The organism is Pseudomonas sp. C2B4 (assembly GCF_013359695.1).
GTDB lineage: Bacteria > Pseudomonadota > Gammaproteobacteria > Pseudomonadales > Pseudomonadaceae > Aquipseudomonas.
In genome coordinates, this window is record NZ_JABFMU010000001.1 from 331,379 (window position 1) to 356,227 (window position 24,849).

Sequence of the window (24,849 nt, forward strand, 5' to 3'; positions counted from 1 at the left end):
TTCGATGAATACCGAAGGACTCACTGAAGTTGCCGTACAAGACGCTCAACCCGTGGTCGAGCAAATCGCCGAAACCCCGCCGGAGCTGGAGCCAGCGCCACCCGCGACGGTGACCGAGCCCGTATCGGCGGCGCCGGCGATTGCCATTCCCGGCCTGGATGACAGCAGCCTGTACATTCATCGCGAGCTATCGCAACTGCAGTTCAACATCCGAGTGCTGGAACAGGCGCTGGACGAGTCCTATCCGTTGCTGGAACGGCTGAAGTTCCTGCTGATCTTCTCCAGCAACCTGGATGAGTTTTTCGAGATTCGTGTCGCGGGCCTCAAGAAACAAATCACCTTCGCCCGTGAACAGGCGGGCGCCGACGGCCTGCAACCGCATCAGGCACTGGCTCGCATCAGTGAGCTGGTGCACGGTCACGTTGACCGTCAGTACGCCATCCTCAACGACATTCTGTTGCCGGAGCTGGAAAAACATCAGGTCCGCTTCATCCGTCGCCGCCATTGGACGACCAAGCTCAAAACCTGGGTTCGCCGGTATTTCCGCGACGAAATCGCCCCGATCATCACCCCGATCGGCCTCGACCCGACGCACCCGTTCCCGCTGCTGGTCAACAAGAGCCTGAACTTCATCGTCGAACTCGAGGGCATCGACGCCTTCGGTCGCGATTCCGGTCTGGCGATCATCCCGGCGCCGCGCTTGCTGCCGCGGATCATCAAGGTGCCGGAAGAAGTCGGTGGCGCTGGCGACAACTATGTGTTCCTGTCGTCGATGATCCACGCCCACGCCGATGACCTGTTCCAGGGCATGAAGGTAAAAGGCTGCTACCAGTTCCGCCTGACGCGAAACGCCGACCTGGCATTGGACTCCGAAGACGTCGAAGACCTGGCTCGCGCCCTGCGCGGTGAGTTGTTCTCCCGTCGTTATGGCGACGCGGTGCGTCTGGAAGTGGCCGATACGTGCCCGAAACACCTGTCGGATTATCTGCTCAAGCAATTCAATCTGAGCGAGACCGAGTTGTATCAGGTCAACGGCCCGGTGAACCTGACGCGTCTGTTCAGCATCACCGGCCTCGACAGCCAACGCGAACTGCAATACACGCCATTCACGCCGCAGATCCCGAAACTGCTGCAGAACAGCGAAAACATTTTCAGCGTGATCAGCAAGCAGGACATCCTGTTGCTGCACCCGTTCGAATCCTTTACGCCGGTGGTCGACTTGCTGCGCCAGGCCGCGAAAGATCCCCACGTCCTGGCGGTGCGCCAGACGTTGTACCGCTCTGGCGCCAACTCGGAAATCGTCGATGCGCTGGTGGATGCCGCGCGTAACGGCAAGGAAGTCACCGCGGTCATCGAGCTGCGAGCGCGGTTCGACGAGGAATCCAACCTGCAACTGGCCAGTCGTCTGCAAGCGGCCGGTGCGGTGGTGATCTACGGTGTGGTCGGCTTCAAGACTCACGCCAAGATGATGCTGATCCTGCGCCGCGAAGCCGGCGAGATCGTGCGTTACGCGCACCTGGGCACGGGTAACTACCACGCCGGCAACGCCCGCCTGTACACCGACTACAGCCTGCTGACGTCCGACGACGCCTTGTGCGAAGACGTCGGCAAACTGTTCAGCCAGTTGATCGGCATGGGCAAGACGCTGCGCATGAAGAAGCTGCTGCACGCGCCGTTCACCCTGAAGAAGGGCATGCTCGACATGATTGCCCGCGAAACCCAGTTTGCCCTCGACGGCAAACCGGCGCACATCATCGCCAAGTTCAACTCGCTGACCGATCCGAAGATCATCCGCGCGCTGTACAAGGCCAGCCAGTCGGGCGTGCGCATCGATCTGGTGGTGCGTGGCATGTGCTGCCTGCGGCCGGGGATCGCCGGGGTTTCCCACAACATCCACGTGCGCTCGATCATCGGTCGCTTCCTGGAGCACACCCGGGTCTTCTACTTCCTCAACGGCGGTGAAGAGCAGATGTTCCTCTCCAGTGCCGACTGGATGGAGCGCAACCTGGACAAGCGTGTCGAGACTTGCTTCCCGGTGGAAGGCAAGAAGCTGATCATGCGGGTCAAGAAAGAGCTGGAGCTGTATCTCACCGATAACACCCACAGCTGGAGTCTGCAGTCGGACGGTCGCTACATCCGCAACACACCAACCGGCAACCAGAACCCGCGCAGCGCCCAGGCGACGTTGCTGGAGCGGTTGGGGAGTCCGATCCTCGCCGTTCGCTAACGCCAGGAACCTGTGGGAGCGAGCCTGCTCGCGAAGGGGTCAGCACAGTCAAAATGGATGTTGACTGACGGACCGCCTTCGCGAGCAGGCTCGCCCCCACATGAATCGCACGCATAAAAAAGGCCTTCCGCAGAAGGCCTTTTTCAGTTTCAGCGCACGCTCAGTACGATATCGACACGGGTCAGCCATTCCGCTTCGTTGGCGAAGTCGGCCTGGGTCAGCTGGTTCTCGTCCAGCCAGTTTTCCGGGAACACCACTTCCAGGTTGTTTTCATGGGCGTTCAGTTCCACCTGGGGCATTTGCTGGGTGCCGCGAATGTGGTGGAACAGGATCGCGAAGCGCAGCAGCACGCACAGGCGAATCAGCTTGATGCCGTCTTCGTCGAATTCGGCGAACTTGTCCTTGGGAATGTTGCGGCGATGGCCACGCACCAGCAGCGCGAGCATCAACTGGTCTTCACGGGAGAAGCCGGCGAGGTCAGAGTGTTCGATCAGGTAGGCGCCGTGCTTGTGGTACTGATAGTGAGCGATGTCGAGGCCCACTTCATGGACCTTGGCGGCCCAACCCAGCCGTTCGCGCCAGACGCCGTCTTCATCTTCCAGGTCCCAATTCTTGGCGACCTGATCGAAGGCATGCAGGGCTTTGCGTTCCACCCGGGCGGCCTGTTCCAGGTCGACGTGGTAGCGCTCCATCAGGGACGTGAGGGTGCGCTCGCGCACGTCTTCGTGATGATGACGACCCAGCAGGTCGTAGAGCACGCCTTCGCGCAGTGCGCCTTCGCAGTGGTCCATGCGTTGCAGTTCGAGGGAGTCGAAGATGGCTTCGAGAATCGCCAGGCCCGCCGGGAAAATCGCCCGGCGGTCAGGTTTGATGCCTTCGAAGTCGATTTTCTCGACATCACCGAGTTTGATCAGCTTGCGCTTGAGCCAGGCCAGGCCTTCGGCATTCACTTCGCCGGCGCCATGACCGCCGGCCTTCAGCGCCAGGCCGATGGCGCGGATGGTGCCCGAGGAGCCGATGGCTTCATCCCAGGTCAGGCGGTGCAGGGCGTGTTCGATGCTCATGATCTCGAGCCGGGCGGCCGTATACGCCTGGGCGTAGCGGGCCGGGGTGATCTTGCCGTCCTTGAAATAGCGCTGGGTGAAGCTCACACAGCCCATTTGCAGGCTTTCGCGCAGCAGCGGTTCAAAGCGCTGGCCGATGATGAACTCGGTACTGCCGCCGCCAATGTCGGCCACCAGGCGCTTGCCCGGGGTGTCGGCGAGGGTGTGGGAAACGCCGAGGTAGATCAGGCGCGCTTCTTCTCGGCCGGAGATGACTTCCACCGGGTGGCCGAGGATCTCTTCGGCGCGGCGGATGAATTCGGCGCGGTTGCGGGCTTCACGCAGGGCGTTGGTGCCAACGATCCGCACGGCGCCCAGTGGCATACCGTTGATCAGTTGGGCGAAGCGCTTCAGGCAATCGAGCCCGCGCTGCATGGATTCTTCGCTGAGCTGACGCTCTTCGTTGATGCCGGCGGCCAGCTGAACCTTTTCCCCGAGACGTTCGAGAATACGGATTTCGCCGTTCTGGGCCTTGGCCACGACCATGTGAAAGCTGTTGGAGCCCAGGTCGATTGCGGCGATCAGGGACAGATTCTTGGCTTGGGATTGCGGCATGGTCAGGGGGTCTCGGTCGTTAACCTCGACATCGTGCCACGATCAAAGGCTGGCGCCAACGCGTAGGAGCTGCCGAAGGCTGCGATCTTTTACCACAGAGCGGATTTGCGGCGCCCGCGCCGGCCTCTTCGCGGGCAAGCCCGCTCCCACAGGTTTTCTGTTGATCACAAAATTGCCGATTTACACCGAACACTGTGGGAGCGGGCTTGCCCGCGAAGACGGCCTTGTAGCCACCGAAGATCTTTCAGGCTGTCGCTTCCACCGTCCCGATGAAATTCGCCAGCTCCGCCGTCCGGGGATTGGCAAACAACGCCTTCGGATCCCCCACTTCATGCACCAGCCCCTGATGCATGAACACCAACTTATCCCCAACCTCCCGCGCAAACCGCATTTCATGGGTGACCATGATCAATGTCATGCCTTCCTTGGCCAGCTGGCGAACCACACTCAGCACTTCATTGACCAACTCCGGGTCCAGCGCCGAGGTGATTTCATCGCACAGCAACACCTTGGGCGACATCGCCAGCGCACGGGCAATCGCCACCCGCTGTTGCTGCCCGCCAGACAGTCGATCCGGGAAGGCATCGAACTTTTCCCCAAGCCCGACCCGTTCCAGCATCTGCCGCGCCCGTTCGGCGGCCTGGGCTTTCGGGACTTTTTGCACCACTTGCGGCGCGAGCATGACGTTCTCACCCACCGTCAGGTGCGGGAACAGGTTGAACTGCTGGAACACCATCCCGACTTTTTGCCGCAGGCTGCGCAGATCGGCGCGGGCGGCGTCGAGGTATTCGCCATCGACCTCGATGACCCCGTCGTTGATCGACTCCAGTCCGTTGAGCGTACGCAGCAAAGTCGACTTGCCCGAGCCGCTGCGGCCGATGATCGCCACCACCTGGCCTTCCTCGACGCTCAGGTCGATGCCTTTAAGCACATGGTGATCGCCGTAGTATTTATGCAGGGCGGAAATTCTAAGCAGAGGCATGCAGTCTCCTTTCCAGGTAGCGCGCACTGAGGGATAGGGGGTAGCAGAGGAGGAAATAGCCGAGGGCGACCAGGCCGTAGACCATGAAGGGTTCGAAGGTGGCGTTGGCGAGCATGCCGCCGGTCTTGGTCAGCTCGGTGAAACCGATGATCGAGGTGACGGCGGTGCCCTTGACCACCTGCACCGAGAAACCCACGGTCGGCGCCACGGCGATGCGCAAGGCCTGTGGCAGGATCACGTAGCGCAGTTGCTCCAGCGGATTGAGTGCCAGGCTCGATGAGGCCTCCCATTGGCCGTTGGGGATCGACTCGACGCAACCGCGCCAGATCTCCGCCAGATAAGCACTGGTGAACAGCGTCAGCGCAATCGCCGCCGCCATCCAGGGCGAAATCTCCAACCCCGCCAGCGCGACACCGAAGAACACCAGGAACAGCTGCATCAGCAACGGCGTGCCCTGGAACAGTTCGATGTAAGTACGGGCAACGCTGCGCGGTAGGGATTTTTTCGAGATGCGCATGACCATGATCAGCAAACCGATCAGCCCGCCGCCAATGAAGGCCACCAGCGACAGCGCCAGTGTCCATTGCAGGCCTGTGAGCAGGTTGCGCACGATGTCCCAGAAGGTGAAATCGCTCATCGGCTGCTCCTTGCTATGAAACGGTGGCCGATCCAGTTCAGCAACTGGCGGATCAGCAGCGCCATGCACAGGTAGAGCAGCGTGGTCAGGGCGTAGGTCTCAAAGGCGCGGAAGTTGCGCGATTGAATGAAGTTGGCCGCGAAACTCAGCTCTTCGGTGGCGATTTGCGAACACACCGCCGAGCCGAGCATGACGATGATGATCTGGCTGCTCAGGGCTGGCCAGACCTTGCTCAGCGCAGGCAGCAACACCACGTGGCGGAAGGCTTCCAGGCGGGTCATCGCCAAGGCTGCGGCGGCTTCCAGTTGTCCCCGGGGGATCGCCTGGATGCCGGCACGGATGATTTCGGTGGAGTAGGCACCCAGGTTGATCACCATCGCCAGCACCGCTGCCTGCCATTCCGAGATCTGCACGCCGAGGGACGGCAGGCCGAAGAAGATGAAAAACAACTGCACCAGAAACGGCGTGTTGCGGATCAATTCGACGTAAACCGCGAAAATCCCCGCGAACGGCCGGATGTTCCACGCCCGTACCAGTGCCCCGACGATGCCAAGGCCCACCCCCAGCACTGCGCCGATGGCCGTCAGCTCCAGGGTGAACAACGCACCGCGCAGCAACAGATCGGTGTTGTGCACCACGGGCAGGAAATCGAACTGATAAGCCATAGTGTGTCTCCTGCGTGCCGGATCAGAGGTCGGCCGGCAGCGGTTCTTTCAGCCAGGTCAGGGCGTTCTTCTCCAGCGCGCCATCGCTCTTGGCGCTGACGAGGATCTGGTTGACCTTATCCAGCAGCGCCGGCTCGTTCTTGTTCACGCCCACGTAGACCGGCGAATCCTTGAGCTTCACTTTCAGGGCAGGCACACGTTTCGGGTTTTTCTCGCTGATCGCGACCATCACCACGTTGCCGCTGGCGATCAGGTCGACCTGGCCGGCCAGGTAAGCGGCGATGGTCGAGTTGTTGTCTTCGAAGCGTTTGATGGTCACGCCTTCAGGAGCAACCTTGGTCAGCTCGATGTCTTCGATGGCGCCACGGGTGACGCTGATGGTTTTGCCCTTGAGGTCGTCCAGGCTTTTGATGTCGGCGTCTGGCGGACCGAATACGGCGAGGTAGAACGGCGCGTAGGCCCGGGAGAAGTCGATGACCTTCTCCCGCTCCGGGTTCTTGCCGAGGCTGGAGATCACCAGGTCGACCTTACCGGTGGTGAGGAAAGGGATGCGGTTGGTGCTGTTGACCGGGGTCAGTTCGAGTTTGACCTTGAGCTGGTCGGCCAGCAGTTTCGCGGTGTCGATGTCCAGGCCACGGGGTTTCATGTCCGGACCGACCGAACCGAAGGGTGGGAAGTCTTGAGGCACGGCAACCTTGAGGACGCCGCGTTTGACCACATCCTCCAGACCGTCGGCGTGGGCGGGTGCCTGGCTCAGCATCAGGCTGGCGAACAGGGCAGCGAGGAGGGCGCTGTAACGCTGGGTCATGGCAAATCTCCGAATCGGCGGCGAGTGATTTCTGCGGTTCGACAGAGCACGGGCCATGCCAACCTGTGGGAAAACGCCCGGCAGGCCACGGTTTTACAGGCTTTTTTCGGTCTTACTGGTCTGAACAGTCAGGTCGCTTTTCGCACTTCGATAGCGCATCGACAGCGGACACCGAACTCCCATGGGGCACGACTTGCCGGGCGCCGCGAATAGCTTTACAACTGACCGCACATTGGCCTGGTTCGTCTGGAAAACCATGAATTCGATCTCTCGCGCCGTACCCGAAGTGGCGCTGCAAGCCATTCGCAAACTGATCACGGAACAAGGCTTCGGCCCGGGTGACGCCTTGCCGTCGCAGCGGGACCTGGCACTGCAGTTGGGCGTCAGTCGTGCGTCGTTGCGCGAAGCGTTGTCGTCACTCAGTGCGCTGGGCGTCATCAGCATCCAGCCGGGCAAAGGCGTGTTCGTGCAATCACCGGTGGATCTGCCGCGAGGCGAGACCACGCCGGGTTGGCCGTTTGCGGCGCAGGCTTCGCCGCTGGACATCTTCCAGTTGCGCTACGCGCTGGAGGGATTTGCCGCGGGACTGGCGGCCGTGACCTTGAGCACCGATGAACTCGATGTGCTGGAAGACAATGTCGCCGCCATGCGCAACGAACTGAAGGCCGGCGACTTCGACGCCGCGGCGCGCCTGGACTTCGAATTCCACCGACGCATTCTGCTGGCCAGCGGTAATCAGGCGATGCTGAGCATCCTCACCGCCAGCGCCGACATCTTCCTGGAAAGCCAGAAGCTACCGTTCATCCGGGCCGAGCGGGCCATGGAAACCTGGCAGGAACACCGCAAAATCCTTCGCGCGCTGGCTCGCCGGGCCTCTGTCGCTGCGCAGAAAGCCATGCAGGAACACGTGCGCAATGCGGCGCTGCGGACTGGAATCGCCTTTGTCGCTCCCGCCACGGCCTGACCTGAGCTATACCCAAACTCATGGATCACCATAGCGAGACTCAATCATCTGCACCTTCCTGAACGAGGGAAGGGCCGCTATGATGGGCCACGTTTTTTTGCTTACAACCCTGGAGAATTCCATGAGCAGCGATCTTATCAAACACGTTAGCGACGCTAGCTTCGAGGCCGACGTACTCAAGGCTGAAGGCGCTGTACTGGTCGATTACTGGGCTGAGTGGTGCGGCCCTTGCAAAATGATCGCTCCTGTTCTGGACGAAATTGCCGAGACCTACAAAGGCAAGCTGACCGTTGCCAAACTGAACATCGACGAAAACCAGGAAACCCCTGCCAAGCATGGCGTGCGTGGTATCCCGACCCTGATGCTGTTCAAGAACGGCAACGTTGAAGCGACCAAGGTCGGCGCACTGTCGAAGTCGCAGCTGGCGGCTTTCCTCGACGCCAACATCTAAGCGTCGTTGTAGCGTGTCAAAAAAAGGCCCCGCAAATTGCGGGGCCTTTTTCGTTGTAGAGGGCTAGACGCTCCGAAATTCAGGTGTTACATTCGGCCCCGCGCTGGTTTCTCCAGTGCCCCCTGCTAGCCGTCGCCGACGCTCTCCTTTTCGAATAAGTACGCGATCCTGTCGCCTTCTCCGCGGCGCGGCCTCATTAAGCCAAAAGCTTAATTTCCCCCCTCCATAAATGATTACGTCATTCCTATATGAATCTGACTGAACTCAAGCAAAAGCCGATTACCGAACTGCTCGAATTGGCCGAACAGATGGGCATAGAAAATATGGCCCGTTCGCGCAAGCAGGACGTGATTTTCTCCCTGCTCAAGAAGCACGCGAAAAGCGGTGAGGAAATCTCCGGTGATGGCGTGCTGGAGATTCTCCAGGACGGCTTCGGCTTCCTGCGCTCCGCTGACGCTTCCTATCTCGCCGGTCCTGATGACATCTACGTCTCGCCGAGCCAGATCCGTCGCTTCAACTTGCGCACCGGTGACACCATCGTTGGCAAGATCCGCCCTCCAAAGGAAGGCGAGCGTTATTTCGCGCTGCTCAAGGTCGACACGATCAACTTCGACCGTCCGGAAAACGCGAAAAACAAGATTCTCTTCGAGAACCTGACCCCGCTGTTCCCGACCGTGCGCATGAAGATGGAGGCCGGCAACGGTTCCACCGAAGACTTGACCGGTCGTGTGATCGACCTGTGCGCCCCGATCGGCAAAGGCCAGCGCGGTCTGATCGTTGCACCGCCAAAAGCGGGCAAGACGATCATGCTGCAGAACATCGCCGCGAACATCGCGCGTAACAATCCTGAAGTTCATCTGATCGTGCTGCTGATCGACGAGCGTCCGGAAGAAGTAACCGAAATGCAGCGCACCGTGCGCGGCGAAGTGGTTGCCTCGACGTTCGACGAGCCGCCAACCCGCCACGTGCAGGTTGCCGAAATGGTGATCGAGAAGGCCAAGCGCCTGGTCGAACACAAGAAGGACGTGGTGATCCTGCTCGACTCCATCACCCGTCTGGCCCGTGCCTACAACACTGTGATCCCGAGCTCCGGCAAGGTATTGACCGGTGGTGTCGATGCCCACGCCCTGGAGAAACCGAAGCGTTTCTTCGGCGCCGCGCGGAACATCGAAGAAGGCGGCTCGCTGACCATCATCGCCACCGCACTGGTTGAAACCGGTTCGAAGATGGACGAAGTGATCTACGAGGAATTCAAGGGCACCGGCAACATGGAGCTGCCTCTGGATCGCCGCATCGCTGAAAAACGCGTCTTCCCGGCCATCAACATCAACCGTTCCGGTACTCGCCGCGAAGAGTTGCTGACGGCTGACGACGAGTTGCAGCGCATGTGGATTCTGCGCAAGCTGCTGCACCCGATGGACGAAGTGGCTGCCATCGAGTTCCTGGTCGACAAGCTGAAAACGACCAAGACCAACGATGAGTTCTTCCTGTCGATGAAGCGCAAGTAAGTCGATGGTCCAGCCAAAAGCCGGGGAAACCCGGCTTTTTGCTATCTGAATTTTGATGAACTGGCAGTTCGTTGTTCTGAACCGAGGGGTTCGGCGCTAAACTGCCTGCCCCCGAACGCCACGGCCAACACGAGGCTCACGCATGCAGTATCGCGACTTGCGCGACTTTATCAGCGGGCTGGAACAGCGCGGCGAACTCAAGCGCATCCAGGTTCCGGTTTCCCCGGTTCTCGAAATGACCGAGGTGTGCGATCGCACCTTGCGCGCCAAGGGCCCGGCCCTGCTTTTCGAAAAGCCCACCGGTTTTGACATTCCCGTGCTCGGCAACCTGTTCGGGACTCCCGAGCGCGTCGCGTTGGGCATGGGCGCCGAAGCGGTCAGCGAGCTGCGCGAGATCGGCAAGTTGCTGGCGTTCCTCAAGGAGCCAGAACCGCCGAAGGGCCTGAAAGACGCCTGGTCCAAGCTGCCGATCTTCCGCAAGATCATCTCGATGGCGCCCAAGGTCGTCAAAGATGCGATCTGCCAGGAAGTGGTCATCGAAGGCGAAGACGTCGATCTCTCGAAGCTGCCGGTGCAGACCTGCTGGCCAGGCGATGTCGCCCCCCTGATCACCTGGGGCCTGACCGTCACCAAAGGTCCGAACAAAGACCGCCAGAACCTCGGCATCTACCGTCAGCAAGTGATTGGCCGCAACAAAGTCATCATGCGCTGGTTGAGCCATCGTGGCGGCGCGCTGGATTATCGTGAATGGTGCGAGAAGCATCCTGGCCAGCCGTTCCCGGTCTCCGTGGCGCTGGGTGCCGATCCCGCGACCATTCTCGGCGCCGTGACCCCGGTACCCGATAGCCTCTCCGAGTACGCCTTCGCCGGCCTGCTGCGCGGTAACCGTACCGAATTGGTGAAATGCCGCGGCAACGACCTTCAAGTCCCGGCCACCGCCGAAATCATCCTTGAAGGCGTGATCCACCCGGGCGAGATGGCCGATGAAGGTCCGTATGGCGACCACACCGGTTACTACAACGAAGTCGACAGCTTCCCGGTGTTCACGGTCGAGCGCATCACCCACCGCATCAAGCCGATTTACCACAGCACCTACACCGGTCGTCCACCGGATGAGCCCGCGATTCTCGGCGTGGCGCTGAACGAAGTGTTCGTGCCCATCCTGCAGAAGCAGTTCCCGGAAATCACCGACTTCTACCTGCCGCCCGAAGGCTGCTCTTACCGCATGGCCGTCGTGACCATGAAGAAGTCGTATCCGGGGCATGCCAAGCGGGTAATGCTCGGTGTCTGGTCGTTTTTGCGACAGTTCATGTACACCAAGTTCGTTATCGTCACCGACGACGATATCAACGCGCGGGACTGGAACGACGTGATCTGGGCCATCACCACGCGCATGGACCCCAAGCGCGACACAGTGATGATCGAAAACACGCCGATCGACTACCTCGACTTCGCTTCGCCGGTTTCCGGCCTGGGTTCGAAGATGGGGCTCGATGCCACGCATAAGTGGCCGGGCGAAACCACGCGCGAGTGGGGTCGGGTGATCGTCAAGGACGACGCCGTGACCCAGCGGATCGATGCCATCTGGAATCAGTTAGGAATAGATTGATGCGTGTAACCTTGCAGCCCTCCGGCGCCGTACTGGATATTTTGCCCGGCGAGCGGATTCTCGATGGCGCACGCCGCCTGGGCTATGAATGCCCGCAAAGCTGTCGCAACGGCAATTGCCATGTCTGCGCCGCGTTGCTGGTGGAAGGTCGGGTCGAACAGGCCGGCGGTGTGCGTGACCATGGCGAGTTCTACACTTGCATAGCAGAGCCGCTGGAAGACTGCATCGTGCTGTGGGATGGCGTGCTCGCGCTGGGAGAATTGCCGGTGCGCAGTCTGTCGTGTCAGGTCACCAGTTGCACCGAAGTCGGCGGTGATACCTGGCGGGTTCGGCTGCGGGCGCCAGCTGGAAAGCCGCCGCGCTATCACGCCGGTCAGTACCTGATGATCCATCGGGACAACGGCGAAAAATCGTCCTTTTCCCTGGCGTCGGCGCCTTCGGGTGGGCGTGACCTGGAAATCCACGTGCTGGCCCGCGAGGCCAGTGCACAAAATTTGATCAAGCAACTGCAGCGCGACACGATGGTCCGCATCGACATGCCATTCGGCGATGCGCACCTGGCCGAGTTGCCGGACGGTCCGTTGGTACTGATCGCCGCCGGTACCGGCATGGGCCAGATTCATGGCCTGATCGAGCATTGTCGCGCTGAAGGCTTCAAGCATCCGGTGCATCTGTACTGGGGCGTGCGTCGTCCTGAAGACTTTTATGAAGTCGAACATTGGGATGAGTGGCTGAAACTGCCCAATCTGTTCCTGCATAAAGTCGTCAGCGATCACTGCGGCTGGCAGGGGCGTTGCGGCATGTTGCATGAAGCGGTGTGCGAAGATTTCCCCGATCTCAAGACGCTGCATGTATACGCCAGTGGCTCGCCGGCGATGGTCTACGGCACGCTGGATGCGCTGGTCGAAGCGGGGATGGATGCCCACCAGATGCGTGCCGACGTGTTTGCGTACGCGCCTAGATCCTGACGCAATCCCCCTGTAGGAGCGAGCTCTGCTCGCGATGGACTCAAAAACACCGCGGACAGCCAGATGTCCCGCGTAATCGTTAACGACCATCGCGAGCAAGCTCGCTCCTACAGGTTTATAACCCTCTATATAGCCCATCGGTATTTATAAAATTTTATAAATGTCGGTAGGTTATATCTCGTTCAAGTAATTAATTAAGAGTTGTGCCAAGGCACTTCAATTACTTGAAAACGTATGTGCCTTATTGTTTCAGCGGTGCGTTCTATTTAGTAACTGTTTACTCGCGGGGAGCTGAACGCTATTCGCCATGAGCGCCATTGAATCTTCGATTTTGAACCTGGCTTATCCGCCGCAGCTCGACCTGGGGCCGCAGCTCACCCATGAACAACTGCTCAGCTCGATGCAATCGACCATGGCGCGCCACAAGGGCGGGCCGGTGTGGTTGTTCGCTTACGGATCGCTGATCTGGCGCCCCGAATGCACGGCCGTCGAGCGGGTGCGCGGGCGGGTGCATGGCTACCATCGGGGTTTATACCTGTGGTCCCACGAACATCGTGGCACACCGGAAATGCCGGGCCTGGTATTCGGCCTGGATCGCGGTGGTTCATGCAGCGGCTTCGCCTATCGCTTGCCGGAAGAGCAACTGGATGCCTCGCTGTATGCGCTGTGGAAGCGTGAGATGCCATTCCCGTCCTATCGCCCGCACTGGCTCAACTGCCGGCTCGAAGACGGCAATCAGGTTCAGGCATTGGGGTTTGTTCTGGAGCGGCACCTGCCCAGCTATGCTGGAAACCTGCCGGATCACGTGTTGAGCCACGTGTTCGAAAACGCTTGCGGGCGTTACGGCACCACTCGCGATTATGTCGAGCAGACCGCCCACGCCCTGAGAAGCCACGCCATGCCAGACCGGAATCTGGAGGCGCGGCTCAAGCGCTGCAAATCAAAAGTTGATCAAGCGAGTGCTTCGCGGCTCTGACTGGCGACTTGCTTGTGCCACAGCGTTGGCGCCAGGAAGGCCATTGCCAGCAGACAGGCACCGATCAGCAAGACGAAACCGCCATCCCAGCCGAAATGGTCCACGGTGTAGCCCATCGCTGCACTGGCCGCGACCGAACCACCCAAGTATCCGAATAGACCGGTGAAGCCTGCGGCCGTACCGGCGGCTTTCTTCGGTGCCAATTCCAGTGCCTGCAGGCCGATCAGCATGACCGGGCCGTAGATCAGGAAGCCGATGGACACCAGGGCGATCATGTCGACGGTCGGATTGCCGGCGGGGTTGAGCCAGTACACCAGCGTCGCCACGGTCACCAGCGCCATGAACACCATGCCGGTCAGGCCACGGTTGCCACGGAAGATCTTGTCCGACATCCAGCCGCACAGCAGCGTGCCTGGAATGCCTGCCCATTCGTAGAAGAAGTACGCCCAGGAGGTCTTGTCCACGGTGAAGCCCTTGGCTTCCTTGAGGTAGGTCGGCGCCCAGTCCAGCACGCCATAGCGCAGCAGGTAGACGAAGACGTTGGCCAAGGCGATGTACCAGAGCATCTTGTTGCGCAGTACGTACTTGACGAAGATTTCCTTGGCGCTGAATTCCTTTTCGTGGCTGGCGTCGTAGCCTTCCGGGTAATCGTTCTTGTACTTCTCGATCGGCGGCAGGCCGACCGATTGCGGCGTGTCGCGCATCACGATGAAGGCAAACACCGCGACCGCCATGGCCACCGCCGCCGGCACGTAGAACGCGGCATGCCAGTCGTTGAACAGGCCCATGCCGATCAGGAACAGCGGGCCGATCAAGCCGCCACCCACGTTGTGCGCCACGTTCCACAGGGACACCACGCCACCGCGTTCCTTCTGCGACCACCAGTGGACCATGGTCCGTCCGCTCGGTGGCCAGCCCATGCCCTGTGCCCAGCCATTGATGAACAGCAGGACGAACATGATGGTCACGCTGGACGTCGCCCAATGCGCAAAACCGAAAATGAACATCACCGCCGCCGAGACCAGCAAGCCGAATGGCAGGAAGAAGCGTGGGTTGGAACGGTCGGACACGATCCCCATCAGGAACTTGGACAGGCCGTAGGCAATGGCAATCGCCGACAACGCCACGCCCAGCTCACCGCGGGTGTAACCCTCTTCGATCAGGTAAGGCATGGCCAGGGAAAAGTTTTTGCGCAGCAGGTAGTAACCCGCGTAACCGATAAAGATACCGGCGAAGATCTGCCAGCGCAGGCGGCGGTAGGTGCTGTCTATTTTTTCTTCAGGCAATGGAGCCTGATGAGCGGCAGGACGAAAGAAAGCAAACATTCAAGAGCTCCAGTTTTCTTGTTTTGGCTGCGGATGCGAATATTACAGTTTCGTTACCGAAAATAGCATCAGTTCTCATCGACCAAATAGCGGAAATGTTGGAAGTCGAGCATTCCTTTATGAACATGTCGCTCAGGCATAAATGAAGGGCGGTGTAGGAAGAGTTACCAACTGACGCAAGGAGACGCCTGATTCATCAGGCGTAGGGCAGATTTTTGGGAAATATCCTGCATGGCTACCGGAAACCATGATCTTCAGCTCACGCTCGCCGGTCTTTAACCTTTTGTCCTGCTGCCAAGTCTGGCAACTCAGGAGTGAAAGGGAGGGGGTATGCGGTGGTTGGTATGTGTGGTGTTGTTGGTGGCGATGTCTATTGACGGCAGAGCGAGCGAGGTGTTCCTGATACCGGAACATAACCCCAAGCCGACTTACCCGCCGACGCTGCAGCGGGCCGGGATTATCGGGGATGTCCGGGTCAGGTTTATGGTCCATGCCGATGGATCGGTGAGCAAAGTGGGCATTGTGAAAAGCGACCACCCTGATCTGGCCGAGGCGGTCAGGGTTGCGGTCGCGCAGTGGCGGTTCAAGCCGTGGACGGTGGAGGGTGACAAGCCTGCGGAGCAGGAAGTGATTGCGCCGATGATCTTCGGTTTCGATTCAGCGCTGCCGCTTCACCTGAATGAATGGCTCAAGAAGTTGAAATGCCGCGATCTCAACGAAGTCATTGTGAACACCCCGGAACACGCCTGGGCTGATACCACCGCGTTCTATTACACCCGTGCTTATCTATCGAATGCCTTTTCCAAGACAACATTGTCGAACGAGCAGCGCCTGGCGCTGATAGCCAAGATGAACAGGAAAGTACCGATCATTGTCAGGGAGTGCCTGAACAGTCCGGTTTCCAGGTTTGTGAGGTTTTTGCCGGAGGACATTCGCAAGTTGCTTTAGCTTGGGGTCAGGTCCGGACAACGTTGATCGAAGTCCAGACCTTGCGATGTGCTCAGCGAACCTGCACAACCACCTTGCCAACCGCCTTGCGCTGTCCCAGATCATTGATCGCCTGCGCGGCATTGTTCAACGGATACACCTGCGACACCAATGGCTTCAACTTGCCTTCGGCAAACCAGCCGAACAACTGCTGGAAGTTCGCTGCGTTGTCCTGCGGCTGGCGTTGGGCAAATGAGCCCCAGAACACGCCGAGCACCGCGGCACCTTTAAGCAGGGCGAGGTTCACCGGCAGTTCGGGAATGCGGCCGCTGGCGAAACCGACCACCAGCAGGCGACCGTTCCAGGCAATGGAACGGATGGCCTGGTCGAACAGGTCGCCGCCGACCGGGTCGTAGATCACGTCGGCGCCCTGGCCATCGGTCAGGCGTTTGATTTCGTCCTTGAGGCTTGTTTCGCTGTAGTTGATCAATTCGTCGGCACCCGCGGCCTTGGCCACGGCCAGTTTTTCCGCGCTGCTGGCAGCGGCGATCACCCGGGCGCCCATGGCCTTGCCGATTTCCACGGCGGCGAGGCCGACGCCACCGGAGGCGCCCAGTACCAGCAGGGTTTCACCGGGTTGCAGGTTGCCGCGCTGCTTGAGCGCATGCATCGAGGTGCCATAGGTCATGCTGAAGGCAGCGGCGGTGTTGAAGTCCATGGAGGGCGGGATTGGCAGCACGTTGTAGCCCGGCACCGCGACCTGTTCGGCGAAGCTGCCCCAGCCGGTCAACGCCATGACCCGGTCACCGACTTTCAGGTGGCTGACCTTTTCGCCCACCGCACTCACCACGCCAGCCGCTTCGCCGCCGGGGGAAAACGGGAAGGGTGGTTTGAATTGGTATTTGCCCTCGATGATCAGCGTGTCCGGAAAGTTCACCCCGGCGGCGTGCACGTCCAGCAGGATTTCGTTCTTCTTGGCGACAGGACTGGTGACGTCTTCCAGCACCAGCGATTCGGCGGGGCCGAAGGCTTTGCACAGCACGGCTTTCATCAGGGCTATTCCTTTGGGAGTGATGGCCGATAAGTGTAGGTGTGAGAGTCGACGGGTCAATGAGCATGCCCGACCCTGATAGTCAGCCATAAGCTTGTGCTTGATCGGCGGGTCGTTATGCTAGGCCGCAAACCGGATGAGGAGTGAATTGTGAAAGCGTGGATCATGTTGATGCTGGCCCTGTCTCTGCCTGTGGCAGCGGTGGCCGAAGAAGCTGCGGAAAATGCAGCGCCCAAGGTCAATTACATCACCCTGAGCCCGCCATTTGTGGGCAACTATGGGTTGGACGGCACGGCCAAGCTCAAGGTCTACAAGGCGGACGTGGCATTGCGGGTCACGGGTGACGAGGCGACCAAAGCGGTCAAGGCCAATGAACCGTTGATTCGAAATCAGCTGGTGGCGCTGTTTACCCAGCAGACCGCCGAGACAATGAACAACGTCGAGGCCAAGGAGAAGTTGCGTCAGGAAGCACTGAAGCAGACCCAGCAGATCATGAATGATGAGACCGGCAAGCCCGTGGTTGAGGATCTGTTGTTCAACAACCTCATCATTCAATAAGAACTCTGTCGTTCGGGCGGGCCTCTTCGCGAGCAGGCTCGCTCCCACACTGGATCTGCATTCACTGAGGATCTTCTGTGGGAGCGAGCCTGCTCGCGAAAGCATTCTAAAAGTCGCTGCGCGTCTTACGGTTTGAGCGCAATCACCGCCGCCCACTGCTCCGCCGTCACCGGCATCACCGACAGCCGCGAACCTTTCTGCACCAGCGGCATCTCCGCCAGTGCGGTCTGCTGTTTCAGATAGTCCAGCTTCAACACCCTGGAAAACGTCTCGACATGGGCGACATCGATCGCGCTCCAGGCGTTTTTCTCCGTTGTGGCCTTCGGGTCGTAGTAATGACTTTCAGGCTCCAGCGCCGTCGGGTCCGGATAGGCAGCTTCGACAATCTTGCCGATACCGGCAATGCCGGGTTCGGGGCAACTGGAGTGATAGAAGAAGAACTCGTCCCCCACCGCCATGGCCCGCAAAAAGTTACGCGCCTGATAGTTGCGAACCCCGTCCCAGCGAGCTTTGCCGAGCTTCTCCAGGCCTTTGATCGAGAGTTCATCGGGCTCGGATTTCATTAGCCAATAGGCCATGGTCTGGCTCCTTGCGAGGTGTGTGGGCGGGTTGTCCGGCAATTTTATGACAAACCGACAGTCGGTTGACGCCAGCATTTGCGTGCCGGTTCACGTTGTCGCAAAATGCCGGCCTTTAAAGCTTGACGCTGCTGCACGGCCTACAAACGGAAACCGCTGCTGTCATCGTGTTGATATGCCTTTGGGGGGCAGTCGATGAAACGCAAACCGGATTTACTATGGATTTTGGTTATTTTGTTTGGCCTTGGCGTCGTGACCACCGGCTATGCCCAAAGCCTGTGGGCCAACAAGATCGATGCGCCGATTGAAGTTTCGCCATTGCAGCAACAGTCGACCGCCTTCAAACGCTGAACCCGTTTTTTAGACGCCGCTCCATGCAGTGGCGTCTAGCCTGCGTAGTACCAGGCCTTGTCCGTCACTGTTCCTTGCAGCGGTACATCCCAGCTCGCTTGAGCCAGTCGCTCCACCTTCTGACATTCATGGGCCAGCCCCAGCAGCGTCGGCTTGCGCCAGTCATTGCGGCGCGCCAGATAGGCCAGGCTTCGATCATAGAAACCACCGCCCATGCCCAGGCGTCCCCCGACATCGTCAAATCCCACCAGCGGTAGCAGCACCAGATCCAGTGCCCAGACTTTGCGTTGCCGGGCAAGGTTGTGCCGTGGTTCGAGAATACGGAAGCGGTTGGGCTTGAGTTTCTCGCCGGGGCGGATGCGCTGGAACACCATTTTGGTTCGTGGCCAGGCGCTGAGCACGGGCAGGTAGGTGGCCTTGCCCCGACGCTGGGCGGCACGCAGCAACAGGCGCGGATCGATTTCGCCATCGGTGGGCAGGTAAAGAGAGATGTGTCTGGCGCGGCGGAACAGCGGTTGCTGGGCCAATTGCTTGTAAAGCCCGCGAGCCGCCTGTTGCTGCTGACTGGGTGTCAGTGCGCGGCGGGCCTTGCGCAGCATGCGTCGAAGTTGCGGGCGGGGAAGCAGCGCAGGTTCGGTCATGAATTCGGGCTTCAACAGGACGGGTACGTGAAGCGTACCCGTAAAAAAGCCGATGCCGGTATAAAAACCGGCATCGGACTGAAATCAGGCTCCCCGAATGTGCCGCTGTCGACTTAGCCCTTGAACCCGAGAGTTCAAGGTGGAAGACGCAGTAGGCTTTAAGGCTTTCCGTCTAGCGGACATGCACACCAGCCCAACGTGCGACCTCCAGGGTATAGCAAATCGGCTCAGGGACGTCGTCAACTGGCAAGCACCCCAGGGAGTGATTGGAGTATACCGCAAGCGGTGACACGAATCAGCCTTTGGTGACGTCCGGATCAGTGGCGAGTACCAGATCGACGCGATCGAGCAGGTCGCGCACCTGTTCACGGGTGGAGCCACTGGCCTGGATATCCGGGCGTTCTTCCTTGTGGAGCAGCTCGTGGGTGATGTTCAGCGCGGCCATGACGGCGATGCGGTCGGCGCCGATGACTTTGCCGCTGCTACGGATCTCGCGCATCTTGCCGTCCAGGTAACGGGCGGCGCTCACCAGGTTGCTGCGTTCTTCCTGTGGGCAGATGATCGAATATTCTTTGTCGAGGATCTGCACGGTGACGCTATTGCTTGAACTCATGAGTCTTGCTCCAGGGCCTTGAGGCGCGAAATCATCGATTCGACCTTACGCCGGGCGATTTCGTTTTTTTCAATGAGGTGAGCGCGTTCCTCGCGCCAGGTCTTTTCCTGAGCTTGTAAGAGTGCGTTTTGACTCTTAAGTTGCTCGACTCGGGTAATCAGCAGCTCGAGTCTGGCCATCAGCGCTTGCAGGTCGGTGTCTTCCATTGTGTCCACTGTTCGTCTGATGGGTGGTAGCGGGCGGCTCCCTGTAGAAACGAGCTTGCGCTGGGTGCCTGACACCCAGCGGCGTTCTCAGGTTCATCGCGAGCAAGCTCGCTCCTACAGGGGTAGTCGATGTAGGATACAAGGCCTTCATTCTAGACATAGCGCCGTCTGGCGCCTAGCTGCCCATGCCCATTCAGAATTCTCCGTACCAAGCCTTCGCCACCCTGCTGACATCCAGCGGTCACCCTGTCTCGCCTGCCGAACTGCACGGCCTGTTGCTCGGGCGCAGTTGCGCCGGCGCCGGTTTCGATGCCGAGGGCTGGCTGATCGACGCCGCCGAGCTGCTTGAAAGCGAGCCGCAGGACAACGTTCGCGCTGCCCTGATCGGCCTGCAAGAGATGGTCAAGGGAGAGCTTACCGGCGAAGACGTGACTGTCGTTCTGCTGCTGCCGACCGACGATGCTCCGCTGGCCGAACGCGCCGCGGCACTGGGCCAGTGGTGCCAGGGCTTCCTCAGCGGTTTCGGCCTGAACTGCCGTGACAGCAGCATGTTGAGCGCCGAGGCCACCGAAGTGTTGCAGGACCTGGCCGCCATTTCCCAGGTGCAAGACGCCCTGGAAGAATCCGAAGACGGCGAAACCGACTACATGGAAGTCATGGAGTACCTGCGCGTCGCGCCGCTGCTGCTGTTCTCTGAAACCAGGAAAGCGGAAGAACCGGCGGCTGCCAAACCGTCGTTGCATTAATTAAAGCCAGGGAACGCCATCTGCCCATGATTCATATCCCGAAAGCGGAATACAGTCGTCGCCGCAAGGCCCTGATGGCGCAGATGGAACCCAACAGCATCGCCATTCTGCCCGCCGCGGCGGTGGCCATCCGCAACCGCGATGTCGAGCACGTCTACCGCCAGGACAGCGACTTCCAGTACCTCAGCGGTTTTCCCGAGCCGCAGGCCGTCCTGGTCCTGATGCCTGGGCGCGTGCACGGCGAATACATCTTGTTCTGCCGCGAACGCAACGTCGAGCGTGAGTTGTGGGATGGCCTGCGCGCCGGGCAGGAAGGTGCGATTCGCGACTATGGCGCCGACGATGCCTTCCCGATCACGGACATCGACGACATCCTGCCGGGCCTGATCGAAGGCCGTGACCGGGTGTATTCGGCTATGGGCAGCAACCCCGAATTCGACCGGCACCTGATGGACTGGATCAACGTGATCCGTTCCAAGGCCAACCTCGGTGCCCAGCCTCCGAACGAATACGTTGCGCTGGATCATCTGCTGCATGACATGCGCCTGTATAAATCGGCGGCAGAAGTGAAGGTGATGCGCGAGGCTGCACGGATTTCCGCCCAGGCGCACGTACGCGCGATGCAGGCCAGCCGTCCCGGTTTGCATGAATTCAGTCTGGAGGCCGAGCTCGATTACGAGTTCCGCAAGGGCGGGGCGAAGATGCCGGCCTATGGCTCGATCGTCGCCGCCGGGCGCAACAGCTGCATTCTTCATTACCAGCAGAATGACGCCGTGCTAAAGGACGGTGACCTGGTATTGATCGACGCCGGTTGCGAGATCGACTGCTATGCCAGCGACATCACCCGCACCTGGCCGGTCAACGGCAAGTATTCCGCGGAACAGAAGGCGATCTACGAATTGGTGTTGGCTGCCCAGGAGGCCGCTTTTGCCGAAATCGCCCCGAACAAGCATTGGAATCAGGCCCATGAAGCCACGGTTCGGGTGATCACCACCGGCCTGGTCGAGCTGGGCTTGCTGCAAGGCGACGTCGACGAATTGATCGCCAGCGAAGCCTACAAGGCGTTTTACATGCACCGCGCCGGGCACTGGCTGGGCATGGATGTACATGACGTTGGCGAGTACAAGGTCGGCGGCGAATGGCGCGTGCTGGAAGTCGGCATGGCGCTGACCGTGGAGCCGGGGATCTACATTGCCCCGGATAACCAGAACGTGGCGAAGAAATGGCGCGGCATTGGCGTGCGCATCGAGGACGATGTCGTGGTCACCAAAAGCGGCTGTGAAATCCTGACCAAAGGCGTACCGAAAACGGTCGCGGAGATCGAGGCCTTGATGGCGCAAGCACGGACACAAGCGGCATGAATCGAGTCAATCTGGCGATTATCGGCGGTGGCCTGGTGGGCGCGAGCCTGGCGATGGCGTTACAGGCAGGGGCCAAGACCCGTGGCTGGAAGATTGTGCTGATCGAGCCGTTCGCCCCCGGCGACACCTATCAGCCGAGCTACGACGCGCGTTCCACAGCCTTGTCCTTTGGTGCGCGGCAGATTTATCAGCGGTTGGGCGTCTGGCAGGCAATCTCCCGCCGCGCCGAACCGATCAAGCAGATTCATGTCTCCGACCGTGGACGTTTTTCCACGGCGCGACTGTCGGCGATGGAAGAGGGTGTTCCGGCACTGGGTTATGTGGTGGAAAACGCCTGGCTCGGCCAATGCCTGTGGCAAGGCCTGGACCCGGACGTGATCAGTTGGCGTTGTCCGGCGGAAGTCACGCGCATGGAACCGCTCACTGACGGCTATCGCCTCATGCTCAATGACGAAACCACGCTGGATTGCGACCTCGCGGTGCTTGCCGATGGCGGCCGTTCCGGCCTGCGCGAGCAGCTGGGCATCGGCATCAGGAAGCGTCCGTATAACCAGAGCGCGCTGATCGCCAACATCACCCCGAGCGAAGCCCACAACGGCATGGCTTTCGAACGGTTCACCGACGATGGCCCGATGGCGTTGCTGCCACTGCCGGACAATCGCTGCGCCTTGGTCTGGACCCGCTTGGGGATGGACGCGCAACGCCTGGCAGCACTCGACGAGCGCAGCTTCCTCAGCGAATTGCAGGGTGTGTTCGGTTATCGCCTCGGTACGTTGAAGCAGGTCGGTGCACGGCATCTGTATCCGCTGTCGCTGGTGGAGGCCGAAGAGCAGGTGCGTCCGCATCTGGCGATTCTCGGCAACGCCGCCCACAGCCTGCATCCGATTGCCGGCCAGGGTTTCAACTTGTCGCTGCGCGATGCCCAGGCGCTGGCCGATGCATTACTGGCCAGCGAACAGGCGCTGGGGGACTTTGCCACCCTGCAGGCCTATCGCGAGGGGCAGCGCCTGGATCAGAACCTCACCGTCGGCTTCTCCGACCAGGTCACGCGCCTGTTCGGCAGCACGCAACCCCTGGTTTCGCTCGGGCGCAATCTCGGTCTGCTCGGCCTCGATCTGCTGCCGCCGGCCAAGCGCTGGTTCGCCCGTCAGGCCATGGGCCTGGGTACGCGCCCCGATGTTTAAGTGGCTGGCCCACACGTTCGGCAAGGCACGGCTGATGCGCTGGTTCCTGAACCTCTATCCGCCGTACTTCGGTGCCGGGGTTCGGGTGCGGCACATCAGCGATGACTTCCGCGATATCCAGGTGTCCATGGGCCTGGGCTGGTACAACCGTAACTACGTCGGCACTCAGTTCGGTGGCAGTCTGTATTCGATGGTCGATCCGTTCTTCATGCTGATGCTGATGGAAAACCTTGGGCGCAACTACATCGTCTGGGACAGGGCCGCCGACATCGATTTCATTGCGCCGGGCAAAGGACCGGTGTTCGCCCGGTTCAATATCGATGACACCCTGCTCGACGAAATCCGCCGGCAGACGGCCGATGGCCAAAAATACCTGCCGCAATTGCAGGTCGATATTCACGACGGCACGGGCCACCTGGTGGCGCGCGTCGGAAAAACCCTTTACGTGCGGCTCAAGCCGCAAGCGAGACAGGCTTAAAGCATGGAAATGCGCGCAGATCTGCTGATTGTCGGGGCCGGAATGGTCGGCAGCGCCCTGGCGCTGGCGTTGCAGGACAGTGGCCTGGAAGTCCTGCTGCTGGACGGCAGCCCCATGAGCGTCAAACCCTTTGATGCCCAGGCGCCGTTCGAGCCGCGGGTCAGTGCATTGTCGATTGCCAGCCAGCGTATTCTCGAGCGCCTGGGCGTCTGGGAGGGCATCGCCAGTCGGCGCAGCAGCCCTTACAGCGACATGCAGGTCTGGGATGGCAGCGGCACCGGGCAAATCCGCTTTTCGGCGGCCAGCGTGCATGCCGATGTGCTGGGCCACATCGTCGAGAATCGGGTCGTTCAGGATGCCTTGCTCGATCGCTTGCACGACTGTGATCTTGGCCTGCTGGCCAATGCACGACTTGAACAAATGCGTCGCTCCGGCGACGACTGGCTGCTGACCCTGGCCGATGGCCGCACCTTGCGCGCACCGCTGGTGATCGCGGCCGATGGTGCCAATTCGGCGGTTCGGCGCCTGACCGGCGTTGCGACGCGGGAGTGGGATTATCTGCATCACGCGATCGTCACCAGCGTGCGCAGCTCAAAAAACCATCAAATGACCGCCTGGCAGCGCTTTACCGATAACGGCCCGTTGGCGTTCCTGCCGCTGGAGCGCGATGGCCAGCACGATTGGTGCTCGATCGTCTGGTCGACCACGCCGAGCGAAGCCGAGCGCTTGATGACGCTGGATGACGAAGGTTTCTGTCGCGAGCTGGAGCGGGCCTTCGAAGGTCGACTGGGCACGGTGCTCAGCGCCGATCCGCGTCTGTGCGTACCGCTGCGGCAGCGTCATGCCAAGCGTTACGTGGCAGAAGGCCTGGCGCTGATTGGCGATGCAGCCCACACCATTCACCCGTTGGCCGGGCAGGGTGTGAACCTTGGTTTCCTCGATGCAGCCGTGCTGGCCGAAGTACTGCTGCAGGCGACTGCTCGAGGTGAGCGTCTGGCGGATGTGAAGGTGCTCAGCCGTTATGAGCGTCGCCGTATGCCGCACAACCTGGCGTTGATGGCGGCGATGGAAGGATTCGAGCGCTTGTTCCAGGCCGATCCGTTATCGGTTCGCTGGTTGCGTAATGTCGGGTTGAAGATGGTCGACCGGATGCCCGAGGCCAAGGCGCTGTTTGTGCGCGAGGCACTGGGGCTGACCGGGGATTTGCCGGCGTTGGCCAAGGCCTGAGATTTTCTTTGAGGCGGATGGCCTCTTCGCGAGCAGGCTCGCTCCCACAGTTGGACTTCCAGTGTTCATAGGAGGAATCCTTGTGGGAGCGAGCCTGAACTGGTCAAGTAATCTTGGACACCCGTCAAGGTTCACGCCGCCAGTCTCTCT

Annotated in this window: 26 protein-coding genes and 1 other RNA gene; 15 read left to right on the forward strand and 12 right to left on the reverse strand. The window is 60.3% G+C overall.

Going from position 1 to position 24,849, the window contains the following annotated elements; translation table 11 throughout:
• Positions 1–4 precede the first annotated feature (4 nt).
• Positions 5–2,227, forward strand: coding sequence for a polyphosphate kinase 1 (ppk1, locus tag HNQ83_RS01560; RefSeq protein WP_175387346.1), 2,223 nt, complete (start codon positions 5–7; stop codon positions 2,225–2,227).
• Positions 2,228–2,376: 149 nt separating this feature from the next.
• Here ppk1 and ppx read toward each other — a convergent pair whose 3' ends face one another.
• From ppx to HNQ83_RS01585, 5 genes are all read right to left on the reverse strand, one after another.
• Complete coding sequence (gene ppx, locus HNQ83_RS01565) at positions 2,377–3,885, reverse strand: exopolyphosphatase (RefSeq protein ID WP_175387347.1); 1,509 nt, start codon at positions 3,883–3,885, stop codon at positions 2,377–2,379.
• A gap of 244 nt (positions 3,886–4,129) precedes the next feature.
• A complete protein-coding gene (locus HNQ83_RS01570) occupies positions 4,130–4,867 on the reverse strand; it encodes an amino acid ABC transporter ATP-binding protein (protein ID WP_175387348.1) in 738 nt (245 codons plus the stop codon).
• Complete coding sequence (locus HNQ83_RS01575) at positions 4,854–5,504, reverse strand: amino acid ABC transporter permease (protein ID WP_175387349.1); 651 nt, start codon at positions 5,502–5,504, stop codon at positions 4,854–4,856. Before HNQ83_RS01575 ends, HNQ83_RS01570 begins: the two co-directional genes overlap by 14 nt.
• Entirely contained in the window at positions 5,501–6,169 is a 669-nt protein-coding gene (locus HNQ83_RS01580; protein WP_175387350.1) for an amino acid ABC transporter permease, read from the reverse strand. The genes HNQ83_RS01575 and HNQ83_RS01580 overlap by 4 nt, the downstream gene beginning before the upstream one ends.
• Positions 6,170–6,191: 22 nt before the next feature.
• Positions 6,192–6,977 (reverse strand): transporter substrate-binding domain-containing protein, encoded by a 786-nt coding sequence (locus HNQ83_RS01585; RefSeq protein WP_175387351.1) that lies wholly within the window; start codon positions 6,975–6,977, stop codon positions 6,192–6,194.
• A gap of 256 nt (positions 6,978–7,233) precedes the next feature.
• Between HNQ83_RS01585 and HNQ83_RS01590 the strand changes: the two genes are divergently transcribed.
• The 6 genes from HNQ83_RS01590 (at position 7,234) to HNQ83_RS01615 (ending at position 13,453) form a co-directional block, all read left to right on the forward strand.
• Entirely contained in the window at positions 7,234–7,941 is a 708-nt protein-coding gene (locus HNQ83_RS01590; RefSeq protein ID WP_175387352.1) for a FadR/GntR family transcriptional regulator, read from the forward strand.
• A gap of 121 nt (positions 7,942–8,062) precedes the next feature.
• Positions 8,063–8,392: a thioredoxin TrxA gene (gene trxA / locus HNQ83_RS01595; protein ID WP_003206727.1), complete on the forward strand. Its 330-nt coding sequence runs from the start codon at positions 8,063–8,065 to the stop codon at positions 8,390–8,392.
• A 248-nt stretch (positions 8,393–8,640) separates the two neighbouring features.
• Positions 8,641–9,900, forward strand: a complete 1,260-nt coding sequence (gene rho, locus HNQ83_RS01600; RefSeq protein WP_003206716.1) for a transcription termination factor Rho — start codon at positions 8,641–8,643, stop codon at positions 9,898–9,900.
• 142 nt (positions 9,901–10,042) lie between these two features.
• Positions 10,043–11,509, forward strand: a complete 1,467-nt coding sequence (gene ubiD, locus HNQ83_RS01605) for a 4-hydroxy-3-polyprenylbenzoate decarboxylase (RefSeq protein ID WP_175387353.1) — start codon at positions 10,043–10,045, stop codon at positions 11,507–11,509.
• On the forward strand, positions 11,509–12,477 hold the full coding sequence (locus tag HNQ83_RS01610; protein WP_175387354.1) for a CDP-6-deoxy-delta-3,4-glucoseen reductase: 969 nt from the start codon (positions 11,509–11,511) through the stop codon (positions 12,475–12,477). Before ubiD ends, HNQ83_RS01610 begins: the two co-directional genes overlap by 1 nt.
• 307 nt (positions 12,478–12,784) lie before the next feature.
• Entirely contained in the window at positions 12,785–13,453 is a 669-nt protein-coding gene (locus HNQ83_RS01615; RefSeq protein WP_175387355.1) for a gamma-glutamylcyclotransferase, read from the forward strand.
• Here HNQ83_RS01615 and glpT read toward each other — a convergent pair.
• Positions 13,429–14,778 (reverse strand): glycerol-3-phosphate transporter, encoded by a 1,350-nt coding sequence (gene glpT / locus HNQ83_RS01620; RefSeq protein ID WP_175387356.1) that lies wholly within the window; start codon positions 14,776–14,778, stop codon positions 13,429–13,431. The genes HNQ83_RS01615 and glpT overlap by 25 nt on opposite strands.
• 330 nt (positions 14,779–15,108) lie before the next feature.
• Here glpT and HNQ83_RS01625 point away from each other — a divergent pair, with 330 nt between their 5' ends.
• On the forward strand, positions 15,109–15,726 hold the full coding sequence (locus HNQ83_RS01625; protein WP_175387357.1) for an energy transducer TonB: 618 nt from the start codon (positions 15,109–15,111) through the stop codon (positions 15,724–15,726).
• A 52-nt stretch (positions 15,727–15,778) separates the two neighbouring features.
• Here the strand turns inward: HNQ83_RS01625 and HNQ83_RS01630 are convergent, their stop codons facing one another.
• On the reverse strand, positions 15,779–16,756 hold the full coding sequence (locus HNQ83_RS01630; RefSeq protein ID WP_175387358.1) for an NADPH:quinone oxidoreductase family protein: 978 nt from the start codon (positions 16,754–16,756) through the stop codon (positions 15,779–15,781).
• A gap of 150 nt (positions 16,757–16,906) precedes the next feature.
• Between HNQ83_RS01630 and HNQ83_RS01635 the strand changes: the two genes are divergently transcribed.
• Positions 16,907–17,314 carry a flagellar basal body-associated FliL family protein gene (locus HNQ83_RS01635; RefSeq protein ID WP_175387359.1) on the forward strand — a complete coding sequence of 136 codons (408 nt, stop codon included), beginning with the start codon at positions 16,907–16,909 and terminating at the stop codon, positions 17,312–17,314.
• A 125-nt stretch (positions 17,315–17,439) separates the two neighbouring features.
• Here HNQ83_RS01635 and HNQ83_RS01640 read toward each other — a convergent pair whose 3' ends face one another.
• The gene (locus HNQ83_RS01640) at positions 17,440–17,892 is read right to left on the reverse strand and encodes an EVE domain-containing protein (RefSeq protein WP_175387360.1); all 453 of its coding nucleotides are present in this window, start codon (positions 17,890–17,892) and stop codon (positions 17,440–17,442) included.
• Positions 17,893–18,087: 195 nt separating this feature from the next.
• Here HNQ83_RS01640 and HNQ83_RS01645 point away from each other — a divergent pair, with 195 nt between their 5' ends.
• A complete protein-coding gene (locus tag HNQ83_RS01645) occupies positions 18,088–18,243 on the forward strand; it encodes a hypothetical protein (RefSeq protein WP_175387361.1) in 156 nt (51 codons plus the stop codon).
• Between the two features lie 35 nt (positions 18,244–18,278).
• Here HNQ83_RS01645 and HNQ83_RS01650 read toward each other — a convergent pair whose 3' ends face one another.
• From HNQ83_RS01650 to HNQ83_RS01665, 4 genes are all read right to left on the reverse strand, one after another.
• Positions 18,279–18,884: a 5-formyltetrahydrofolate cyclo-ligase gene (locus HNQ83_RS01650; protein WP_175387362.1), complete on the reverse strand. Its 606-nt coding sequence runs from the start codon at positions 18,882–18,884 to the stop codon at positions 18,279–18,281.
• A gap of 86 nt (positions 18,885–18,970) precedes the next feature.
• Positions 18,971–19,149: non-coding RNA, 6S RNA (gene ssrS / locus HNQ83_RS01655), on the reverse strand.
• A 30-nt stretch (positions 19,150–19,179) separates the two neighbouring features.
• The gene (locus HNQ83_RS01660) at positions 19,180–19,497 is read right to left on the reverse strand and encodes a cell division protein ZapA (RefSeq protein WP_175387363.1); all 318 of its coding nucleotides are present in this window, start codon (positions 19,495–19,497) and stop codon (positions 19,180–19,182) included.
• Positions 19,494–19,703 (reverse strand): TIGR02449 family protein, encoded by a 210-nt coding sequence (locus HNQ83_RS01665; RefSeq protein ID WP_096817418.1) that lies wholly within the window; start codon positions 19,701–19,703, stop codon positions 19,494–19,496. Before HNQ83_RS01665 ends, HNQ83_RS01660 begins: the two co-directional genes overlap by 4 nt.
• A gap of 185 nt (positions 19,704–19,888) precedes the next feature.
• Between HNQ83_RS01665 and HNQ83_RS01670 the strand changes: the two genes are divergently transcribed.
• Genes HNQ83_RS01670 through HNQ83_RS01690 form a run of 5 tightly spaced genes read left to right on the forward strand, consistent with a single transcriptional unit; the run spans position 19,889 to position 24,699 of the window.
• Complete coding sequence (locus HNQ83_RS01670; protein ID WP_175387364.1) at positions 19,889–20,449, forward strand: YecA family protein; 561 nt, start codon at positions 19,889–19,891, stop codon at positions 20,447–20,449.
• Positions 20,450–20,475: 26 nt separating this feature from the next.
• On the forward strand, positions 20,476–21,810 hold the full coding sequence (gene pepP, locus HNQ83_RS01675; RefSeq protein ID WP_175387365.1) for a Xaa-Pro aminopeptidase: 1,335 nt from the start codon (positions 20,476–20,478) through the stop codon (positions 21,808–21,810).
• Positions 21,807–22,994 carry a 2-octaprenyl-6-methoxyphenyl hydroxylase gene (ubiH, locus tag HNQ83_RS01680; protein WP_175387366.1) on the forward strand — a complete coding sequence of 396 codons (1,188 nt, stop codon included), beginning with the start codon at positions 21,807–21,809 and terminating at the stop codon, positions 22,992–22,994. The genes pepP and ubiH overlap by 4 nt, the downstream gene beginning before the upstream one ends.
• Positions 22,987–23,472, forward strand: coding sequence for a DUF4442 domain-containing protein (locus tag HNQ83_RS01685; protein ID WP_175387367.1), 486 nt, complete (start codon positions 22,987–22,989; stop codon positions 23,470–23,472). The genes ubiH and HNQ83_RS01685 overlap by 8 nt, the downstream gene beginning before the upstream one ends.
• A gap of 9 nt (positions 23,473–23,481) precedes the next feature.
• Positions 23,482–24,699, forward strand: coding sequence for a 2-octaprenyl-3-methyl-6-methoxy-1,4-benzoquinol hydroxylase (locus HNQ83_RS01690; protein ID WP_175387372.1), 1,218 nt, complete (start codon positions 23,482–23,484; stop codon positions 24,697–24,699).
• Positions 24,700–24,849: the final 150 nt, after the last annotated feature.

Coding starts and splice junctions, on each gene's coding strand:
- HNQ83_RS01570 (WP_175387348.1), bottom strand. CDS start 4,867: ATGCCTCTGCTTAGAATTTCCGCCCTGCATAAATACTACGGCGATCAC.
- HNQ83_RS01615 (WP_175387355.1), top strand. CDS start 12,785: ATGAGCGCCATTGAATCTTCGATTTTGAACCTGGCTTATCCGCCGCAG.
- HNQ83_RS01580 (WP_175387350.1), bottom strand. CDS start 6,169: ATGGCTTATCAGTTCGATTTCCTGCCCGTGGTGCACAACACCGATCTG.
- HNQ83_RS01630 (WP_175387358.1), bottom strand. CDS start 16,756: ATGAAAGCCGTGCTGTGCAAAGCCTTCGGCCCCGCCGAATCGCTGGTG.
- ubiH (WP_175387366.1), top strand. CDS start 21,807: ATGAATCGAGTCAATCTGGCGATTATCGGCGGTGGCCTGGTGGGCGCG.
- HNQ83_RS01590 (WP_175387352.1), top strand. CDS start 7,234: ATGAATTCGATCTCTCGCGCCGTACCCGAAGTGGCGCTGCAAGCCATT.
- pepP (WP_175387365.1), top strand. CDS start 20,476: ATGATTCATATCCCGAAAGCGGAATACAGTCGTCGCCGCAAGGCCCTG.
- rho (WP_003206716.1), top strand. CDS start 8,641: ATGAATCTGACTGAACTCAAGCAAAAGCCGATTACCGAACTGCTCGAA.
- HNQ83_RS01650 (WP_175387362.1), bottom strand. CDS start 18,884: ATGACCGAACCTGCGCTGCTTCCCCGCCCGCAACTTCGACGCATGCTG.
- ppx (WP_175387347.1), bottom strand. CDS start 3,885: ATGCCGCAATCCCAAGCCAAGAATCTGTCCCTGATCGCCGCAATCGAC.
- glpT (WP_175387356.1), bottom strand. CDS start 14,778: ATGTTTGCTTTCTTTCGTCCTGCCGCTCATCAGGCTCCATTGCCTGAA.
- HNQ83_RS01645 (WP_175387361.1), top strand. CDS start 18,088: ATGAAACGCAAACCGGATTTACTATGGATTTTGGTTATTTTGTTTGGC.
- HNQ83_RS01640 (WP_175387360.1), bottom strand. CDS start 17,892: ATGGCCTATTGGCTAATGAAATCCGAGCCCGATGAACTCTCGATCAAA.
- HNQ83_RS01685 (WP_175387367.1), top strand. CDS start 22,987: ATGTTTAAGTGGCTGGCCCACACGTTCGGCAAGGCACGGCTGATGCGC.
- HNQ83_RS01665 (WP_096817418.1), bottom strand. CDS start 19,703: ATGGAAGACACCGACCTGCAAGCGCTGATGGCCAGACTCGAGCTGCTG.
- ppk1 (WP_175387346.1), top strand. CDS start 5: ATGAATACCGAAGGACTCACTGAAGTTGCCGTACAAGACGCTCAACCC.
- HNQ83_RS01575 (WP_175387349.1), bottom strand. CDS start 5,504: ATGAGCGATTTCACCTTCTGGGACATCGTGCGCAACCTGCTCACAGGC.
- HNQ83_RS01670 (WP_175387364.1), top strand. CDS start 19,889: ATGCCCATTCAGAATTCTCCGTACCAAGCCTTCGCCACCCTGCTGACA.
- HNQ83_RS01660 (WP_175387363.1), bottom strand. CDS start 19,497: ATGAGTTCAAGCAATAGCGTCACCGTGCAGATCCTCGACAAAGAATAT.
- trxA (WP_003206727.1), top strand. CDS start 8,063: ATGAGCAGCGATCTTATCAAACACGTTAGCGACGCTAGCTTCGAGGCC.
- ubiD (WP_175387353.1), top strand. CDS start 10,043: ATGCAGTATCGCGACTTGCGCGACTTTATCAGCGGGCTGGAACAGCGC.
- HNQ83_RS01610 (WP_175387354.1), top strand. CDS start 11,509: ATGCGTGTAACCTTGCAGCCCTCCGGCGCCGTACTGGATATTTTGCCC.
- HNQ83_RS01585 (WP_175387351.1), bottom strand. CDS start 6,977: ATGACCCAGCGTTACAGCGCCCTCCTCGCTGCCCTGTTCGCCAGCCTG.
- HNQ83_RS01690 (WP_175387372.1), top strand. CDS start 23,482: ATGCGCGCAGATCTGCTGATTGTCGGGGCCGGAATGGTCGGCAGCGCC.
- HNQ83_RS01625 (WP_175387357.1), top strand. CDS start 15,109: ATGCGGTGGTTGGTATGTGTGGTGTTGTTGGTGGCGATGTCTATTGAC.